General features: G+C 69.0%; 15 protein-coding genes. 12 read left to right on the top strand and 3 right to left on the bottom strand.

Features of this window, described 5'->3' with window-relative positions; genetic code table 11:
* Positions 1–51 precede the first annotated feature (51 nt).
* Positions 52–1,572, bottom strand: coding sequence for a PLP-dependent aminotransferase family protein (locus ACLU3S_RS08495; RefSeq protein WP_413951136.1), 1,521 nt, complete (start codon positions 1,570–1,572; stop codon positions 52–54).
* A gap of 380 nt (positions 1,573–1,952) precedes the next feature.
* Here ACLU3S_RS08495 and ACLU3S_RS08490 point away from each other — a divergent pair, with 380 nt between their 5' ends.
* The 6 genes from ACLU3S_RS08490 to ACLU3S_RS08465 all read left to right on the top strand — a co-directional run bounded on the left by ACLU3S_RS08490 (position 1,953) and on the right by ACLU3S_RS08465 (position 9,073).
* Entirely contained in the window at positions 1,953–2,870 is a 918-nt protein-coding gene (locus tag ACLU3S_RS08490) for an NADP-dependent oxidoreductase (RefSeq protein WP_413951135.1), read from the top strand.
* 368 nt (positions 2,871–3,238) lie between these two features.
* Entirely contained in the window at positions 3,239–5,221 is a 1,983-nt protein-coding gene (locus ACLU3S_RS08485; RefSeq protein WP_413951134.1) for a SpoIIE family protein phosphatase, read from the top strand.
* A 145-nt stretch (positions 5,222–5,366) separates the two neighbouring features.
* Positions 5,367–6,062, top strand: a complete 696-nt coding sequence (locus ACLU3S_RS08480; protein ID WP_413951133.1) for a TetR/AcrR family transcriptional regulator — start codon at positions 5,367–5,369, stop codon at positions 6,060–6,062.
* A 691-nt stretch (positions 6,063–6,753) separates the two neighbouring features.
* Positions 6,754–6,912 carry a hypothetical protein gene (locus ACLU3S_RS08475; protein WP_413951132.1) on the top strand — a complete coding sequence of 53 codons (159 nt, stop codon included), beginning with the start codon at positions 6,754–6,756 and terminating at the stop codon, positions 6,910–6,912.
* A 543-nt stretch (positions 6,913–7,455) separates the two neighbouring features.
* On the top strand, positions 7,456–8,274 hold the full coding sequence (locus ACLU3S_RS08470) for an RNA polymerase sigma factor (protein WP_413951131.1): 819 nt from the start codon (positions 7,456–7,458) through the stop codon (positions 8,272–8,274).
* Positions 8,275–8,689: 415 nt separating this feature from the next.
* The gene (locus tag ACLU3S_RS08465) at positions 8,690–9,073 is read left to right on the top strand and encodes an MmcQ/YjbR family DNA-binding protein (protein WP_413951130.1); all 384 of its coding nucleotides are present in this window, start codon (positions 8,690–8,692) and stop codon (positions 9,071–9,073) included.
* 176 nt (positions 9,074–9,249) lie between these two features.
* On the opposite strand, the gene ACLU3S_RS08460 is transcribed toward ACLU3S_RS08465, so the two are convergent.
* Complete coding sequence (locus tag ACLU3S_RS08460) at positions 9,250–9,885, bottom strand: TetR/AcrR family transcriptional regulator (RefSeq protein WP_413951171.1); 636 nt, start codon at positions 9,883–9,885, stop codon at positions 9,250–9,252.
* Positions 9,886–10,842: 957 nt separating this feature from the next.
* Between ACLU3S_RS08460 and ACLU3S_RS08455 the strand changes: the two genes are divergently transcribed.
* The 4 genes from ACLU3S_RS08455 to ACLU3S_RS08440 all read left to right on the top strand — a co-directional run bounded on the left by ACLU3S_RS08455 (position 10,843) and on the right by ACLU3S_RS08440 (position 14,593).
* On the top strand, positions 10,843–11,397 hold the full coding sequence (locus ACLU3S_RS08455; protein ID WP_413951129.1) for a carboxymuconolactone decarboxylase family protein: 555 nt from the start codon (positions 10,843–10,845) through the stop codon (positions 11,395–11,397).
* Positions 11,398–11,709: 312 nt separating this feature from the next.
* A complete protein-coding gene (locus ACLU3S_RS08450; RefSeq protein ID WP_413951128.1) occupies positions 11,710–12,555 on the top strand; it encodes an isocitrate lyase/PEP mutase family protein in 846 nt (281 codons plus the stop codon).
* Positions 12,556–12,592: 37 nt separating this feature from the next.
* Positions 12,593–13,240 (top strand): nitroreductase family protein, encoded by a 648-nt coding sequence (locus ACLU3S_RS08445; RefSeq protein WP_413951127.1) that lies wholly within the window; start codon positions 12,593–12,595, stop codon positions 13,238–13,240.
* Positions 13,241–13,693: 453 nt separating this feature from the next.
* Complete coding sequence (locus ACLU3S_RS08440) at positions 13,694–14,593, top strand: NADP-dependent oxidoreductase (protein WP_413951126.1); 900 nt, start codon at positions 13,694–13,696, stop codon at positions 14,591–14,593.
* Positions 14,594–14,787: 194 nt separating this feature from the next.
* Here the strand turns inward: ACLU3S_RS08440 and ACLU3S_RS08435 are convergent, their stop codons facing one another.
* Positions 14,788–15,714: a DUF3152 domain-containing protein gene (locus tag ACLU3S_RS08435; RefSeq protein WP_413951125.1), complete on the bottom strand. Its 927-nt coding sequence runs from the start codon at positions 15,712–15,714 to the stop codon at positions 14,788–14,790.
* A gap of 281 nt (positions 15,715–15,995) precedes the next feature.
* Between ACLU3S_RS08435 and ACLU3S_RS08430 the strand changes: the two genes are divergently transcribed.
* Both ACLU3S_RS08430 and ACLU3S_RS08425 read left to right on the top strand, forming a co-directional pair.
* Complete coding sequence (locus ACLU3S_RS08430) at positions 15,996–16,685, top strand: response regulator (RefSeq protein WP_413951124.1); 690 nt, start codon at positions 15,996–15,998, stop codon at positions 16,683–16,685.
* A 137-nt stretch (positions 16,686–16,822) separates the two neighbouring features.
* The gene (locus tag ACLU3S_RS08425; RefSeq protein WP_413951123.1) at positions 16,823–18,271 is read left to right on the top strand and encodes a sensor histidine kinase; all 1,449 of its coding nucleotides are present in this window, start codon (positions 16,823–16,825) and stop codon (positions 18,269–18,271) included.
* Positions 18,272–18,381: the final 110 nt, after the last annotated feature.

Here is an 18,381-nt window from a genome sequence, read left to right as displayed (position 1 = left end):
GTGGGCCAAGACCCGCTACGGTCTCGCCACTCGGACTCTCCCCAATGGCACCTACTGGGCGGTGTGCCAGGAAAGGAGCCGCACGAGTGCGGAGAGCGCTCGTGGCCACGCGGCGTCGGAGGGCGCCCCATAGCCAACGACGAGGGCATCGGGCATGGCGTTCAGGGACCGTTCACGGCGGTATCGAGACAGGCCGGCCAGTTTGAGGCCCTGCCGGGTTGCCGACCGAAGGACTCGCTGCTCGCTCCCGGGCGGCAGACCCAGCGCGGTGTGCAGACCCGCCGCAGTCCCGATGACGCGCACCTCTGGGGCGTGCTCGGCCAGGGCTGCGACGAGAGCGTCTCGTCGATCGCGGTAGCGCCGGCGCGCACCACGTACGTGACGGCTGTAGGCGCCGGAGGTGATGAATTCCGCCAGCGTCAGCTGGCTGAACACGCCGCACGAGTCGAACTCCCCCTTGGCAGCCGCGGCTTCCAGGGCAAGTGAGGGCGGCAACGCCATCCAGGCCAGCCGCAGGCCGGGCGCCAGGGTCATGCCGGCGGTACCCAGGTGGACCACGCAGTCCGGGGCGAGTCCCTGGAGCGCTCCGACGGATGGGCGCCCGAACTGGAACTCACCGTCGTGGTCATCCTCCAGGACGAGCCCTCCGGTCCGTCTGGCCCAGTCCACGACGGCCGTCCGGCCATCGCGCCGCAGCGCCGTTCCCACAGGGAACTGGTGAGCCGGTGTGAGCAGGACCGCATCAGTGCCGACGGGCGGCACCGGGTCGGTTCCGGTGGCATCCATGGGGAGCAAGGGGGTCTTCAGCCCAGCGGCCGCCAGCCCGGCGCGGTACGTGTCCGGGCCGTAGGACTCGATGGCGACGTTCCTCGCCCCCCGCCCGGCCAGGACCCTGCCCAGGATCTCCAGGCCGTGGGAGACGCCGGCGCAGATCAGTATGTGCTCCGGGCTCACGTACACGCCCCGGGCTCGAGCGAGATGGTCTGCGAGTGCCGCCCGTAGCTCCGGCCGACCGCGTGGGTCGCCGTAGCCGAGCGCGTCGTCGGGGGCCGCGGTCAGCGCGCGGCGTGCGGCCTTCAGCCACGCCGCGCGAGGGAAAGCACTGAGGTCGGGGCTGTCTGGGACCAGGTCGTGGCAGGGGTCAGCGGACGGCTCGGCAGCCGGACGCGTCAAGACCGGCCGAGTGATCGTCCTGTCTGCCACGAGTGTGCCGGAGCCTTTGCGGGCGGTGAGCCACCCCTCGGTGACGAGGTCGGCATAGGCGTCCGCCACGGTGTTGCGGGCAAGGCCGAGGTCGGCGGCGAGCCGGCGGGAGGAGGGCAGCCGCGTCCCGGGAGCCAGGCGGCCGGTGCGGACAGCGTCGCGCACGGATTCGGCCAGCGCACGGCGCACACCTCGTCCCGCCCGTATCGGATCGTTCTCAAAGGCCTGCCGTAGCCGCGCCGGGCTGATCGTGGTGCGGACGCCGAGGGGCTCGACCGTGGCCGCGTCGTTGACCGGAACATCGACCGGGCCGCCGGACAGAAGGTCGTCGATGGCCATGGTGCGCTGGTTTTCCGTGGTCGGATCCATCGTCACGGAAAACCTCAGCCCTGGCCGCAGTTGCCGTGACGGCGTTGACGGTTTCGTCGCGTTGGCCGGTAGTGCGCGCGAGAAGATGTCATGCGTAGGGTCCCTTTCAACGCCTTGTGTGCGACGGCCTCTCCACTCCCCGTGGGACACCACGCAACTCCATGAGTGAAATGGCGTGCCGGATTGCGTCCTCACCTGTGTGATGAGCGTCGATCCCTACGGCCCGTCTTACCGGCGTCCCGCTGTTGCGCTTGTTCCTCGGCGCCCTCGCGCCCCACTTCCTGGCGGTCGGCGTCGTAAGACGCCGAGGTGCGGCGCCGCTATTACTGTCGAAACGAGAAGGCCGTGCAGGCGTGGATCGACATGCGGAGAGGCGCCGGATGAAAGCGATTGTGGTGACGGATCAGGCTGCGGGAACGGCCGGCATGACGCTGGTGGAACGGCCCGATCCGCAGGCGGCGCTGAACGACGTCGTCGTTGAGGTTCATGCGTCGGGATTCACTCCGGGTGAGTTGACGTGGCCCTCGACGTGGACCGATCGCTTCGGCCGCGACCGGACGCCGTCGATTCCCGGGCAGGAGCTGGCCGGAGTGGTCACCGCTCGCGGCTACGGCACGACGGGGCTGTCGGTGGGACAGCGGGTGTTCGGCCTCGCGGACGGGCATCGGGGTGGCACCCTCGCGGAGTACGTGGCGATCGAGGCGCGCAACCTCGCGCCGCTTCCGGCCGACGTCGACTTCACGGTGGGCGCGAGTCTGCCGATGCCGGGGCTGACCGCATGGCAGGGGCTGTTCGAGCACGGCCGGCTTCAGGCGGGGCAGAGCGTCCTGGTGCACGGCGCGGCCGGTGCAGTCGGGGCGATCGTTTCGCAGCTCGCACGAGAGGCCGGTGCGTACGTCATCGGCACCGGCCGTACCGCCGATCGGCTGACGGCGCTCGACTTCGGTGCGAGCGAGTTCGTCGACCTCGAGAACGACGCCCTGGAAGACGTCGGCGGAGTCAATCTGGTGTTCGATGGCATCGGCGGAGACATCGGGAGGCGGTCCGCAGGCCTGGTCCGTGCCGGAGGAACGTTGGTGTCCATCGCCGGGCCGCCCGAAGCGCGGCCCGCGGACGGCCTGGCGATCGATTTCGTCGTCGTGCCCGATCGTGCCCAACTGGGTGAGCTCGTTCAGCGGGTGCGGGACGGCCGACTGCGGACGAACATCGGCAACGTGGCGACCCTCGACGACGCCGTTGCGGCGTTCAATCCGACCGAGCGGATCACCGGCAAGACGATCATCAACGTCCGTCCGTGAGCGACACGCGTCCCCCGCAGCACGCCGCCGCTTGGCGTTGCCGAGATCGGCCGCCTGCGTCCTATGGCTCCCCGGCATGCGGCTGGAACGCTGGATTCGGGTGACTGCATCCCGACACGCATGCCCGTTGCATCGCTCGCCGTCCGGGCCGGCCCGTCGAGACGCCGTCCTGCAACACGTCGAAGTTGATGATCGTCCGCTTCGCCACTGAAGCCGCACGGAAGCATTGCGCCACAGCTCCCCCTACGGATGGCCTGCTGTCGGCCGGTGTCGTGCTGTGCGCCCCGTCGCATGCCATCGCTGGTGGACGCTGCCTGTTTCGCGGCAGATAGTGTTGTTGAAGGACGGCGACGTCATATCGCTCGGCGATGGGTAGTGAGCGGCACATGGAGGCCTCGGACGAACTTCTCCGGATGGATTCACCGTCGGCTCTTCTGAGCCTGGACGGTGTCATCCGCTCACTGAATGCCGCGATGGCCACCCAGCTGGGCACGCCGCGGGAACAGTGCATGGGTCTTGGCTTCGTCGATCTACTCCCCGGGGACCAGCGCCTCTCGGCCGAGGGCCTGCTGACGCACGGGTCCACGACGAAGAGTATTGCGATGCGTGTGCTGGAATTTGCCGGCACGAGCACCGCGTCCGTGGTCTGCCTCGTCGAGGCGCGAGCGGTGACCGATCCGTCGAGCGGCGAGCGGCTTGTGTGGGTGCATTCGCTGGACGCGGGACGCGACCTCGGCGGTCTGCTGATCCCGTTCCAGTTGGCGGCGAAGGCGGCCGGCCTCGGCCTCTGCATGTGTTCCCCCGAAGAGCACGAGGTGGAGTGGCTGGGCGGCGCACCGGCCCTGGCCGCGCTCTTCCCGCAGGTGTCGACGCCCCGGTCCAAGTTGATCAGGTGTGTGCACCCTGATGACCGGAAGGACGTGCAGCGACTGGTGCGCTCGTCCGGCGCCCAGTCCCCGTGGATGAGGTCCCGGTTCCACACCGAGCACGACGGCTGGCGGGTTCTCGCCGGTCAGGTCCGCCGGATCCGGTTGGGATCCGACGGACCCGAACGGGCCTTCGCGGTGATCCGCGACGACACCCAGTCGGAGGCACGCCGCCAGGAGACGCTGGCCGAGGCCAGCGCGGAGCGGGAGCGCGCCGACGCGATCACCGCGTTCTCCTCCGCCCTGTTCAGCGCCGCCACCGAGCAGGAACTGCAGCAGGTGGTCCTGGCCCGGCTCGCCGCGGCCGTCGGAGGCACCGGCGCCCTCTTCGCACTCGTCGACGAGGGCCGATTGCGGGTCTCCTCGGACGCCGGGATCCCCACGTGGGAGGTTGACGCTCTGCTGGGCCAGTCGCTGGATGAGGACCGGCCGTTGCCCTACGCGCTCCGCACCGGTCAGGCGCAGTTCTTCCGCAACCACGAGGAGCTCGCTCGCCGGTGGCTGGGTGAGGACGGTCCGGCCCTGCCCTGCCCCGCCCCCGACACGGCCTTGTCGATCACCCCGCTCAGCCCGGAGGGCGACCGGCCGCTCGGGGCCTGGGTGGTGACGTACGACGGTGAGAGCCCGCCGTGCCCGGAGAAGCTCGCCTTCCTGACGACTCTCGCCGAGTTGGCAGGCCAGGCACTGAGGGCCATCAGGCTGCAGCAGGCCCACGTGGAGCTGTCCATGGCGCTCCAGGAGAGCATGCTGCCGACGCTGCCGGACCACCTCCCAGGCCTGGAGATCGCGGCCCGCTATCAGCCCAGCCGGGACGGGCTGGACATCGGCGGCGACTGGTACGACGCGTTCTTCCTGCCCGATGGCGCGGTCGCACTGGAAATCGGCGACGCTCAGGGGCACGACGTGGATGCCGCGGTCTTCATGGGGCAGGTGCGCTCGTCCATGCGCGCGATCGCCGCCCACGAGCCCGACCCGGGTACGGTGCTCACGCGCACCAACGAGTTGCTCGTGGCGATGGACGCGCAGCGCTTCGCAAGCTGCACCCTGCTCCACTTCGATCCGCGTGACGGACGGGTCATCGGCACCAGCGCAGGCCATGTGCCACTGCTCTGCGTACGCGACGACGGCGGATACACCATCCGCTCCCTCCCCGCCGGGCCGGTCCTCGGGATCGTGCCGGGCACCGATTACCCGGAGGAGACCTTCACCCTGGAAGAGGGCACCGCGCTGGTCATGGTCACCGATGGGGTGGTCGAAGGGCCGCGCCTGACCCTGGACGCCGGACTGGAGCGGGCGGGAGCGCTGGCCGGTCGAGCCCTCGAGGACCGGCTCGACGTCGAGGCGACCGCAGACCGAGTGCTCGACGCGGTCGCCGCGGTGGACCACCTCGACGACGTGGCCGTGCTGGTCATCCGACGCGCATGAGCCGTGATCCTTTCCCGCGTGCGGCTCCTGGCATCTCCGAGGACCCGAAGCGCGCGTGCCGGCCGAGTGCGGGACTCCGGCAGGACGCCGCCGCCCCGGCACATCTCGGAAAAGGACCTTGAGGTCCTTTTTGAATGCTGCTAGCGTGGACACCGGTAATCTGACCAATGTGGCGGAACAGGCGCGCATCAAAAACGACTCCCGGCTGACTGAGCGCGGGCGGGCGACTCGCGAGCGCATCTTGAGGGCTGCCGCCGACATGATGTACGTCAAGGGTGTGTCTGCCACGACCCTCGACGACGTCAGGGCGGCCAGCGGAACGAGCAAATCCCAGCTCTACCGCCACTACTCCGACAAGGATGCACTGGTGCGGGACGTTGTCGCGTTGCAGGCTGCGGAACTGCTCCAACGGCAGCACCAGCTACTGCAGCGGCTCAACTCCCTGCGCGGCCTGGAGCGCTGGCGGGACGCGGTGATCGAAAACAACGCGCTGCGCAACGGGGCGTACGGCTGCCCGCTCGGCTCCCTTGCCAGCGAGTTGGCCGACCAGGACGAAGAGGCGCGCAAGGCGATCGCCCGGCACTTCGACAGCTGGGCGGGAATGCTCGAGGCCGGGCTCGTGCGGATGAAGGACTCGGGAGTCCTCCGCGCCGACGCCGATACCGAAGAGCTCGCCACCGGCCTCATGGCCGCTCTCCAAGGCGGCTATCTCCTTGCGCAGACGGCCCAGGATGTCAAGCCCATGCGGATCGCACTGGACATGGCGATCGGCCATGTCAAGGCGTACGCCGTGCCGGCTGAGGACGTCGATCCGCCGGAGGGCGGCGCCGGAAGGCGCTGAGCCGTGCGGGAGCGGCGGCGCCGGGATGTACGTTGCGGGGCCGGAGGGGATTGCATCGCGGCCTCCGCTCCCGGACGTCACGCCTCCCGGCGGGCGGAACCGGCCGGGCCTGGGGCTTGACGGCGGGAGAATGCCTTCGTTCGCACGCTCTGTGCCGCGTGCGACCCCAGCCGCCAACCGGAAGCGGTCGCCTGCCTCCACTTGTTGATGGGACTATTTGGTCCGGAAAACCGCTCGACCTGCGGTACGTTTGGTGAGGGCGGTCCCCTGGGGACAGCCCAGCAGCCAAGCCCCACCAGGATCTCCAGGGCGGTAAGCACCATGCACGTCGGCGGCAAGTTCCCAGTGCCCAACCCGGTCCGGACACCCACACAGGGCGCGGCCGGAGCCGTCCGGCGGAGACAGCACACTGCTCTCGCTTCGCCGTCGCCCAGGGCGGACACGCATGTAAGCCTCTCCGCAGCGGTCGAGGACGTGTGGGGTGATGACGTCCCACGGCCGGCCGTGCGCTCCGTGCGCACGTACGTCTGCAGGCTCACGCAGGCACTGGGGGAGCAGGGCGACAGGTCCGTGGGCCTGGTCGACGGGGGCCGTCAGCTGCACATCCAACGGGACGCTATGGACCCGAACGGGTTCGAGGAGACGACGGCAGGGGCGACCGGGGCTCGCAGCACTGCCGACCCGGCGTCCGGTGGCGAGCCTGCTGACCCTGGGCCTTCGGACGCGGAAAGGAGCGGCCCTCGCCGGGGTCCCGGTGCTGTTCGCGGGCCGGCAGCGCAGCCACCTCGGCGCGCTGCGCCTCACCTGTGCGGGGGAGCAGCTCGCCTGCGAAGAGGAGTGCGGGCGCTGAACCGAAGTCGCCGCACGACTTTCCGCCCTCGCATGTCGAGCACCCTCTGAGAGAGCGCACATGTGGCCTCCTGATGACTGTGCTCCACGGTGCCAGGCGCAGCCCGATGCCCTGACGTTCTACGACACGGTCACTCTCCTGCTGCGTCGACACCTCGCGTCAGTCCGTCTCCGGAACTGCGGCAAGACCACGAGCGGATCCTCTCCGGACGAATCCGGCGCGCGCACAGCGCCGACCACCCGAAGGGCGTGTGCCGCCGGCGTCCCCGCTCCGCGCTCCGGCTCGGCTCCCAGTCGCCCTGCCGAGCTTCGTCTTCTACGAGAGAGAGCAAGCGCCGGCCGAGCGCTTGGTCGCCGATGCAGAGGCTCGTCCTCTGCGGCTGTCCGCACGTTCGGCGGACTGGCCGGCGGCGGAAAGACAGCTTCGGTCACAACCGTCGACCCTCGTCTGCCTCACCGCTTCCCGGACTGCCCGCCCTTTGCCGGCCTGGGAAAGCGTTCCGCGGCGTAATGACGCCGGAAATCCCTTCCATGAAATCCCGCGATGCCCGTCATGGCGGAAGACAGAAACAGCGACGTCGCGCAGAAGTCCGGTAGATGGCCTCGTGATCGGCCTGTTCCGCTCGAAATGACCTGGAGATTGAGAACCATGCACGCTGCGGATGTGAGAGAAACGTGCGGATCGGCTGCGAACGGACATGCCGGAACCGACGACAGCGCCCCGGCAACGGAGCCCGCCACCGGCCGGAAGCAGCTCGACCCGGAGTCGGCCGCCTGGGTGGACGCGCTCGAGAGCGGTCGCGGGCCGCAGTACGAGCAGGCCTGCACGCGGCTGCACCAGCTGCTGGTGCGGATTGCCATGGACGACGTGTTCCGCCGGGGTCCTCGTTACCGCATCACCGGACCCGAGCTGAACGACCTCGCGCACCAGGCGGCCGCCGACGCGCTGATGAGGATCACGCGCAAAATCCGGGATTTTCGAGGCGACGCCAGGTTCACCACATGGGCTTTCCGATTCGTCGTACTGGAAGTGTCCGGCAAGCTGGGCCGTCATTTCTGGCGTGTTTCGAATACCAGATTCGACTTGGACGAATGGGCGACAGTGCCCGACCGCTCCGGTATCGACCCCGCCAGCCACTGGCAGGCGCGAGAACTGGTCGAAGCCGCGCGTGACGCAGTCGAGACGGCGCTGAGCGCACGCCAGCGGCGCGTCTTCACCGCCGTCGTCAGCGGGGTCTCCCTGGATACGCTCGCCAGAGAACTGGAGACGAACCGCAACGCGCTCTACAAGACGATGTTCGACGCCCGTAAGAAACTGCGAGCCCACCTGATAGCCGGCGGCCATCTCAGCGCTGCGGGCTGATGCGTCCCCGGCGTCGTCGGCCAGAGCGGCGCTGACCGGGGGACCGGCACCGCAGCCGCACCACGTGCCGCGAGGGATCCGCACCGCAGCCGCACGCGTCCCGGGAGACCGGCAGGCGCCCTTCCCGGGGCGGACGAGAAAGACTGCGCCGCCAGGAACTCACCCGTCCAAGAGCGCCGGAGGTAAGAAATCGCCCCTCGGGGGCGCATACCAGCCGCGTGCCGTTCAGCGACGCCGAGTTCGGTACCGGCCGACGGATTCTGGCGAACGCCGCGCGGCTGCCTTTGCACCCCCGTCGCCGCCACCGTTGTCGGCGTGCAGGCGCCGGTGTTCGAGGCGGCCATGCGGGATGCGCCGGCTCGGGCGCTCCGGCCGGGCGGTCAGGGCACTCGGATCGAAAGAGGAGTTGATCACTTTGAACGGACAGGAACTGCAGAAGATGGCGGGCGACTGCACTGTGGGACTGCCCGACGTCGGCGTGGAGCATCGTTTCGGCCCCGACTGGAATGTCTACAAGGTGCGCGGCAAGGTCTTCATGCTGATGACAGACATGCCGGGGCGGCCCGTCGTGATCCTGAAAGCTGATCCGGACGACGCCGTAGCCCTGCGTGAGCAGCACCCGGACATCACCCCGGGCTATCACATGAACAAGCGGCACTGGATCACGGTGGAAGGCGGGGGCACCGTCGACGAGAAGCTGGTGGAGGAGCTCGTGATCGACTCCTACCGTCTCGTGGTCGGGGGGCTTCCCAAGTCCGAACAGCCCGTGGATCCGCACACCTACGGCCGCCGTGTCTGACCTTCCTCATGCCCATCAGGGCCGAGAAGCTCAGGACGGAGCGCCCGACACAGGTCCCGCGCTGCCCGGCGTCGGCCACGGGCGGTCGTTCACCGCGCAGTTGGACCATCACGCTGTGGCGGGCGGGGTCTTCCTGGTGGAGTGCCCTGGTCGCCGCGCGTCACCACAACGTGGGCTCAGTCGCGAGCGAAGGATTCGATGTGGTCCAGGGCCATGTCCAGCGCGACGGCCATCGGCTCGGAGCTGTGAGCGTTCTGCGCAAGCACGTAACCACCCTGCAGAGCAGCCAGCAGACCAGTACCCAAGCGCTGTGGGTCGGCGTCCTCGGCGAGCACGCCGAGGGCGCGGAGCCGGGTCAGCGTTTCGACGAGCATGCGCCGCCAGGCGTCGAATGACGCGTTGAGCGCTTGGCGGGACCGCTCATCGTTGTCGGACAGCTCGATCGACATCGTGCCCAGTGCGCACCCGTACGAGCCGTCCTGCAGTGCGTTCGCCTGGACCAGTGCGTCACGCCAGCGGCGCAGGCCGGCGAGGGTCCTCACGCCGCGCAGGCGCTGTTCCTCGCGGGCGAGGACGAACTTCGACTGCACGTCGATCACGGCGTGGACCAGCGCGAGTTTGTCCTCGAAGTGGTTGTACAACTGCGACTTGCTCGTGCCGCTCGCCAGCCGGATGTCATCGAGCGTGGTGGCGTTGACGCCCTTGACGTAAAACAGCTTGGCCGCCGAATCAACGATCCGTGAGCGTGTCTCCAGGCCGCGTGGCGTGCGGCGCGTAACGCTGGTTCCGGGCACGGTGTCTCCCTCGGGCATGTTACTCACTCGTGCTCCTCGGCCGCCGAGTGCAACACGACCGCGGCGGCCTCGATCTCCAGGCGGAGACTGGGCTGGATCAGTTGTAACACCGCTGCCAGCATATAGGTCGTTCGGAGAGAGATGACATCCTTGCAACCTTTGCGCAGGCATCGATGTCGTCGGGACTGTGGGCCAGTGCCCGGACTGGGACGACGCTCAGTTCGGAGCCCGCCCACCGCAGCGCCTGACACATGTGGTCCGGGCCCTGCCCGGCCTCCTCGGCGAGCTCCAGCAGGGTTCCGTCCGGCCGCGATCCCCGGGCGCCGGACAGGACGACCTGCGTGTCGCCGGCCGGGGTCGCTTCCGCGTCGGGACGGGCGCCGATGGGGCGCGGGCCCGGTGTGGACGAGCTGTGTTGCGGCGGTCATATCGGCAGAAATCCCCTCGTAGGCGGATGCTGGGACGGAGACCAGCAGATCCGGGGAGATCTTTGGTCTCGGTCGGTTCAGCCCCTCCATGATGGACCAAATAGTCCACTAATCTCAATGCGTCTGCCCGGATTCGGGCTGGCTCGGGGGGACTCCGACTCGATGGTTCCGGCCGGTTGGATCGCCTGCGCGGTAGCCCATACATGGCTCTGAGCTGCAGACTTACTGATCCGATGTGACATGGACCGCTTGCGTTCACCATGGCGGGCCCGGCCCGGCCGAGTGTGGGGTTGCGTTGCAGATTCTGGTCTGTATAGTCCTTCTTATGTGATGTCCGAGGGATGGTGAAGAGACCCGGAGCCCGACGCCGGCGGAGCCACCCCTCGTACTGCAGGTCACCAGGCGCCGGGGCCATCGAGGCCACCGGCCGGGTTGCGGCCGACACAGCCAAGGCCTCCTGCGGGAGCTCTGAAGCAGCACGAGGAAGCACTACGAGCCCGGCCTGGGCTCGACGACTACTCACACACCGACCGGAGGACGATTCGTCGTGTCACGACTGAACGTTGCCCCTCTAGAGGACCTGCCCGCCGGCGCACAGCGGACACTCGACACCATTGGTGCGCAGCTCGGCTTCGTCCCGAACATGTTCAAGACCATCGCCGCGAACCCGACCGTTCTCGATGTCGTCACGACTCTTCAAGGAACCCTGAGCCGGGTTCTCGACGCGAAGACACGGCACAGCATCGCACTGGCCGTCTCACAGGCCAACGGCTGCGATTACTGCCTGGCGATGCACACCTACGTCGCGACCGAACTCGGCGGCATGTCAGCCGAAGACATCGAGCTCGGCCGCAGCGGGAGCGCGCTCGATCCCAAGCGCGCCGCGGCCGCGCGCTTCGCGCAACGGGTGGTCGACAGCCGTGGGCAGGTCAGCGACGCGGAGCTCGCGGAGGTGCGAGGCGCCGGGTACACCGACTCGCAGATCCTGGCGATCGTGGCGCTGTCCGTGCAGTTCCTGCTCACCAACTTCCTCAACAACGTGAACCAGACCGACGTCGACGTGCCCGCCGTCGGAACGGTCGATACGACCGCGGCCCAGTGAACCCGCACCCGGAGCCGAAGGTGCCCGACGGCGCCCGCGTGAGGGCGATCGAGCATGCGCTCCGCTCCTGGCACGCAGCCGTGCCGGCCAAGCATGCGGCAAAGATCGCCGGCCCTACGCGGCAGACGGTGTCATCGAACACGCACCGCCGTGCTTCGGGAGACATGGGCGCTGCCGCGGTCCACGGCCGCGAGTCTTCGTCGCTGCCGGAAACACCCCACCCACCGGTTGATCGCCGAAGCCCTCGAAGCGGCCAGGCACCCAGCCGGCAAGCCCATCGCTGACCCAGCGATCGTTCAGGAAGGTTGCGACATGGTGGGCTCCGAACTCTATGAACGGTTCATGGCGCTGCACACCCGCGACGGTGGCCTCGTCATGCCGAACGCGTGGGACGGCCTCTCGGCGCTGATGCTGGCCGATGCCGGCTTCGAGGCAATCGCGACCTCGTCTGCGGCGATCGCCGCCACGCTCGGCCGTCTGGACGGGCGTCACGAAGTCACCCGCGAAGAGCACCTGGAGCATGCGCGGCTGCTCGGCCGCCTCACCGGGCTGCCCGTCAACGGTGACTTCGAGGACGGGTACGGCGACACGCCTGAAGACGTCGCCGCGACCGTTGAGGCCACCGTGGAGTCCGGCCTGGCCGGTATCGGGGTGGAGGACACCTCGGGTGATCCCGATCAACCGATCCGCGACTTCGACGATGCGGTCAACCGCGTCCGCAGCGCCGTCGACGCTTCCAGGAGGCGCATCGTCGTCACCGGCCGCACCGACAACTTCATCCAGGGGCGGCCCGATCTTGACGACACCATTCGGCGTCTGACGGCCTTCGCCGAGGTCGGCGCGGATGTGGTCCACGCGCCGTTCCCTCCCGACCTCGACGCGCTCGTCGCGATCGTCACCGCGGTCGCTCCGACACCGGTCAACGTGCTGGTGTCTCCGTCGGACAAGGTGCTGACCGTCGCCGAACTGCAGCAGGCCGGGGTCAAGCGCATCAGCTTGGGGCCGTTCCTCTACACCCACGCGATGGGGGCGGTCGAGCAGGCCACGAAGGCGCTCCTCGCGGGCGACCTCGCCTCGGCGACGACCGGAATGAGCTTCGAGCGCATCAACGAACTCCTCGCCCGAGGCAAGAACCAACCCGAACAACCGAACTACTGATATTTCACCTAGCGATTACAGAAAAAGGCTGATTCACATGAATCTCGACAAGCTCATGAGCAAGCACCTCACCAGGTACTTCGACCCCAGCAGGACCATCCCGGACGAGACACTTCAGCAGCTGCTGAGGTTCCTGCGCTCGACGCCGTCGTCGACGAACGTACAGCCCAACCACTTCTATGTCCTCGCCACGTCCGAAGGCAAGGAGCGGCTGGCGGCCAACCTGGGAGAACGGTTCCAGGACAACAGCGAGAAGATCCTGAACGCCTCACACACCGTCATCCTCACCACCAGGGCGGATCTTCCCGACAGCCACATCGAGGCGGTGTTCAGCAAGGAGCGGGTCGACGGCCGGTTCCCCGACCCTGCGAAGCAGGCGCTGTGGGAGTCGATGACCCGTGACTTCCTCAACCTGCGCAACTACGGCTACAAGGATCTGAACCACTGGATGGAAAAGCAGACCTACATGGCGATGGGGATGACCATGATGGCGGCTGCCGAGCTCGGCGTCGAGGCCATGCCGCTGGAAGGATTCGACCCGGTCAGTGTCGACAAGGCATTCAAGATCCGCGAAACCGGGCACACCACCACCGTGCTGATGGCGCTTGGCTACCCCGACCCCACGAAGCACTACAGCAATCCGATTTCGCGCTTCGAGCCGGACCGGCTGTTCACCTTCGTCTGAACGGCCCCGGCATCGGGAACGGCTGCGGCCGGCGCCCGTGGGCCGCGGACACCTGGTAGTCGCTGTCGGCCTGCCTCGGACAACCGACCGGCAGTGGCCGCCGACGGGTCGTCACGGCCCGCGCGATGCCGGTCGCGGGTCGCCGGCCGGTACCCCGATGCGTTGGTGGTCCGGATGACCCGGCGGCGTCGGCGGGCCGCCCCTTCGCGCGGCAGGTGGTGGTGCGAGCGAAGGAGGGCGGACCGGCGACCTGCCGGCGGCGGCAAGGCTGCTGTCCGAAGCCCTGGGGATGTGAGCCCTGTCGGTCGGACCGAATGAGAGGACAGAGATCTACTGTGAAGGCGTGCGGAGCTGTCCAGGTCGACACCGCTGCCTGACGAGGGTTTCCGGGCCGTACCACCTGGTCGGTCCGACTGAGTGAGAGGACGAGGATCCACTGTGAAGGCGTGCGGAGTGTCCGGGGCGGAGACGGAAGTCGCCCTGCTGGAGTTGCCCGAACCGCCGTCTCCCGGGCCCGGTCAGATCCTGGTGTCGGTCGAGGCGGCCGGGGTCGGCCCGTGGGACCAACTGCTGAACGGCGCCGGCTGGGACGTCGGGTTGCGGCCCCCGGCGGCGCTGGGGGTGGAGGGCGCGGGCACGGTGCTGGCCGTCGGCGCGGGTGTCACCGGGTTTGCCGTAGGAGACCGGGTGCTGGCCCACGAGGCCCCGCTGCCCGGAGGAAGCGGCTTCTGGGCCGAACGCATTCTGGTCAACGCGGAGCACGCGGCACCGTGCCCGCCCGGGTTGGACGCCGTGCACGCGGCGGCACTGCCGGTCAACGGGCTCACCGCGGTGCAGGCCCTGGAGGAGTTGGACCTCGGCCGAGGACAGCGGCTTCTGATCACCAACGGAGGCGGGGCCACCGGAGCCCTGGCCATCCAACTCGCCGCGGCCAAGGGCATCGAGGTGACCGCGACCGCGTCCGCTGCCGCCGCGGAGCGCCTGCTCGGCCTGGGAGCGATGGAGGTCGTCGACTACCACGACCCGGACTGGCCGGCCACGGTACGCGGAGAGTTCGACGGCGCCCTCATCATCGCCACCGGCACGGCGGAGGCCGCCCTGCCTTTGGTGCGGGACGGCGGACGGCTGTGCTCCCTCACCTCGGACGCGCCTGCGGAGGAACGTGGCATCACGACTTGGGACCTCTACGTCGAGCCCAATGCCGCGCAGCTCGTCCAGCTGGCGGAGCAGGCCGCCGCGGGAACGTTGAAGCTCGCACCGGAACCTCTGCCGCTGAGCGAGGGACCGGCCGCGTTCGCCCGGGTGGCCGGCGGACGGGCCGGCGGCAAGAAGATCGTGCTCACCCGAGAGTGACCCGAGCGGGCACCCGCCCCGATCCCGACGCTGGGCCACGGTGTCCGCCAGGCGCGATCGAGAGGTCGTCAGGGAGAGAGGGGAAGGCAGGGCTCGGCTGCATCGGCTGAGGTCGTGCGGATCCCCCTCGGCCTGCCGGTTCCGAATCTCCTGCCGCACGGGCGACGTCGAGGAGACTGCTGGGGTGCCTCCGGTCACGGCACGTGGGGCCCGGTGACGAGGTGACCACTCTTGTCGTAGGGCCAGGCGTTGGGGAGGCATCCGTGCAGACCCTTGATCTGCTGCATCATCACGGGGGCCAGTTGTCCCGGGCCCGCGCAGGTTTCATGGGTGTAGCCCAGGAAGTGCCCCATCTCGTGGTTGATGATCAGTGCCCGGTAGTCATGGATCGGACCGTCGAAGGTGGGCGAGCCCTCGACCCAGCGCTTGAGGTTGACCACCACCCCGTTCGGTATCTCGCAGTTGTATTCGCCTTGGGTGTCCTGGCGGATGCCCGCCCAGCACAGGGCGTCCGCCGTTCCCGCTGTCGCGATCTTGATCTCGAGGTCGTAGGGTTCCCCCGCGCTCACCAGCTGGAACGATGCAGCCCCGCTTCGTGTCCAGCCCCGCGGGGCGGCGAGTATGCCGGCGATCTCGTTCGCCGCTTGGGCCGGTGAGATGTCGAGACCGGTCTCGACCTGCACCGCATAGCGGAGCAGATGCGTACCGCGCCCGACTTTCGCTCCGCTGGCACGCGCGGTGACGAACGTGCCGGTGCCCGTCGAGGGGACGTCGAGCTTGGTGGGGGTCGGCGTCGGTTTCGGCCTTGGTGTCGGTGTCGGTGTCGGCGTCGTCCGCCTGGGGGTGCTGTACACCGTGTGCCGCGGGCGCGGCTCCGCGCTCGGCGAGCCGATTCCTCGGCCGTCCAGGAAGAACGCCGCGGAGCCGAGCAGGCCGGCTACCACCAGCGTGCCGACGAGGCAGCTCCGCCCCCGGCGGCTCGGACGGCCCCGGCGGCGGGAGGACCGGGAGGGCCGGTGGTGGCCGCCGTGGTGGGAGGCCCGGTGCGGACGGCCGACGCGGTGGGAAGCCGCGGTGCTGACGGTGGGCGGTGCGGATTCCCGCTCTCGTGCCGAATGCATGGCAACGCAAACTGGTCGTCTCAGATGATCGCCATGGGCTCGGATGGTCGCGAAATGATAACGAACGGTCTTCTGGCGACTGTCGTGGTGCCGGGCCGAGACGGCGGCAGGTCGTTCTCCCGGTCGGCTCCGCACATCGGGCCGGCTCCTCGGGAGTTGCCGGCTCGACGGCACGCCTAGCCTAAGCCGCCCGCCCCGTCCTCTGTGATCTTTCTGTAACAGCTCCCCGGTGGCACTCTCTCCGGATCGGTCGCCGAATGCCATCTGCATAGACTGTCGAAGTGCCCCGAGTCCTTATTGTCGAAGACGATCCAGATGTCCGTAACGCCGTCCGGCTGGCACTGCGACACCAGGGGCATGAGGTGTTCGCCGCCGGAACTGGTGAGGAGGGACTGGAGCAGCTCCGCCCCTTCCGCCCGGACGTCGTCGTGCTGGACCTCATGCTGCCGGGCATGTCCGGTCTCGACGTGTGCCGACGGATAAGGGATCGCGACCAGGTGCCCATCATCATGGTGACCGCCAAGGGGGACGACATCGACGTGGTCGTGGGGCTGGAGGCCGGCGCGGACGACTACGTGGTCAAGCCGGTACAGGCCCGGGTGCTCGACGCGCGAATACGGGCCGTACTGCGCAGGCAGGACGTGTCGGCCTCCGGCGGCGTCCGGCCCAGGGCGGAGTCGCACGGTGAGCTGGTCATCGATCGGGCCGGACTCGTGGTGAAACTCCGCGGTGAGCGCGTCGAGCTCGCCCCCTCCGAGCTTCGGCTGCTGCTGACCCTCTCGGCCTCGCCCGGACAGGTGTTCAGCCGCCAGCAGCTGCTGGAAGCGGTCTGGGAGCACAGCTACCACGGAGACATACGGCTCGTGGACGCATGTGTGAAGCGACTGCGCGGCAAGCTCGGTGAGCTGGGCAGGGATCCCCGGTACGTCCAGACCGTACGTGGCTTCGGCTACAGCTTCGGTTCCCCATGAGCGCCAAGAGATCCGGCCGCGCGCGAAAGGCCGTACGCGAACGTGAGGCCGTTGCCGGGCGGGGCCCCGGACCGGGGCGGTTCCGTCACGCGGTCCTGGCACACGTCCCGCTCGCACTGAGAGGACTGCGCTCCCGCATGGTGACGGCGTTCGCCCTGGTGGCTGTCGTCAGTGCCCTGAGCACCGGGGCCCTCGCCTTTCGTGAGGCGCGTACCGGGGTGCTGCAGCAGAGCCAGGACTCCGTCATCCGGCAGTTCCGGACCAGCGTCGACGTTGTCGCTGCCCACACTCCCCTGACGCCGAGCCAGTTTCAGTTGCAGGCGGCGGTGAACGAGGTGCTCCAGGCCAACCAGGCACAGGGGTGGCGGGTGATGGCCACGTACGGCAGCCTTCGCGCCTCCGCGCCGATCGAGGACTTCGACAAGCTGGGCCCGGAACTGCGCCGGTCCGTACGCACCCGGCGCGCCGCGGTGTTCCAGCGCGTGAACGTCGGCGGGCGCCCCTATCTCGTCGTCGGGCTGCCGGTCACGTACGACTCCGGCGAGGGCACGGAGGCCAGGCTCACGGGGCTCGTGATGTACCTGGTGGTGCCGCAGGACACCGAACAGGCCTACGTCCAGGCGATCGTGAGCGCCATCGAGCACGCCACCCTGGTGGCGTTGGGCCTCGCCGTCGTCCTGGCGCTGCTGGCCGCGAGCGGCGTACTGCGTCCCGTGCGGGAGTTGCGCCGGGCGACGCGGCGGATGGCCGAGGGCCACCTCGACGTCCGGCTGACCGTCAACGGTTCCGACGAACTGGCCGACCTGTCGCGCTCCTTCAACGACACGGCGGTCGCACTGGAGCGGTCGGTCGCGGAGCTGCGCCGCCTGGAGGCCCAGGCGCGCCGGTTCGTCGCGGACGTCTCCCATGAACTGCGGACGCCGCTGGCGGCGATGTCAGCGGTGACCGACGTGCTGGATGAGGACGCGGCGCACTTGGACCGGGAGACCGGCGACGCGTTGCGGCTGATCAGCAAGGGGACCAGTCGGCTCAGTGGGCTGGTGGAAGACCTGATGGAAATCTCCCGCTTCGACGCGGGTGCGGCCGAACTGAACCTGGACGAGATGGACTTGGCCGAATCCGCGCAGCGCACCCTCGCCTCGCGGGGGTGGCTGGGGCAGGTGGAGACCCACCTGCCCCGACCGGGTGTGCTGAGGACGCGCGTGGATCCGCGCCGACTCGACGTGGTGGTGGCCAATCTGGTCGGCAACGCGCTGCGGCACGGGGCGCCGCCGGTGCGGCTGACCATGGGCGTGAGGGAGGAACGCGCGGGCATGGAGTGGGCTGTCATAGAGGTGACCGACTGCGGGCCGGGGATGTCCGAGGACGCCATGCCGCACATCTTCGAACGCTTCTACAAGGCGAGCTCCGCACGGACCAGAAGTGACAGCAGCGGGCTGGGCCTGGCCATCACCGCCGAGAACGTGTACCTGCACGGTGGGCGCATCAGCGCGGCGAACGTGCCCCAGGGTGGGGCGGCGTTCACGGTGGAACTTCCCCTGCACCGGGACTCCGCAGCCGGCGCCGACGCCGCGGGTGTCAAGTGAGGGGCTCGCGCCTGGCGGCGCCGCTGTTCTGTCTCACGGCCGTGCTCGCGGTGGCGGGGTGCGGAGTGCCCCCGTCCGGCGTCATCGAGGCCGGCGAACCGGCGAGCGGA

The organism is Streptomyces sp. AF1A (assembly GCF_047340315.1).
Classification (GTDB): Bacteria; Actinomycetota; Actinomycetes; order Streptomycetales; family Streptomycetaceae; genus Streptomyces.
The sequence above is the reverse complement of the archived record's forward strand: the minus strand, read 5'-3'. Positions and strand labels throughout refer to the sequence as shown.

Excerpts from the sequence above, each read along its gene's own strand:
- ACLU3S_RS08495 (WP_413951136.1), bottom strand. The coding sequence starts at position 1,572 with ATGGATCCGACCACGGAAAACCAGCGCACCATGGCCATCGACGACCTT.
- ACLU3S_RS08490 (WP_413951135.1), top strand. The coding sequence starts at position 1,953 with ATGAAAGCGATTGTGGTGACGGATCAGGCTGCGGGAACGGCCGGCATG.
- ACLU3S_RS08485 (WP_413951134.1), top strand. The coding sequence starts at position 3,239 with ATGGGTAGTGAGCGGCACATGGAGGCCTCGGACGAACTTCTCCGGATG.
- ACLU3S_RS08470 (WP_413951131.1), top strand. The coding sequence starts at position 7,456 with ATGCCCGTCATGGCGGAAGACAGAAACAGCGACGTCGCGCAGAAGTCC.
- ACLU3S_RS08460 (WP_413951171.1), bottom strand. The coding sequence starts at position 9,885 with ATGCCCGAGGGAGACACCGTGCCCGGAACCAGCGTTACGCGCCGCACG.
- ACLU3S_RS08450 (WP_413951128.1), top strand. The coding sequence starts at position 11,710 with ATGGTGGGCTCCGAACTCTATGAACGGTTCATGGCGCTGCACACCCGC.
- ACLU3S_RS08445 (WP_413951127.1), top strand. The coding sequence starts at position 12,593 with ATGAATCTCGACAAGCTCATGAGCAAGCACCTCACCAGGTACTTCGAC.
- ACLU3S_RS08435 (WP_413951125.1), bottom strand. The coding sequence starts at position 15,714 with ATGCATTCGGCACGAGAGCGGGAATCCGCACCGCCCACCGTCAGCACC.
- ACLU3S_RS08425 (WP_413951123.1), top strand. The coding sequence starts at position 16,823 with ATGGTGACGGCGTTCGCCCTGGTGGCTGTCGTCAGTGCCCTGAGCACC.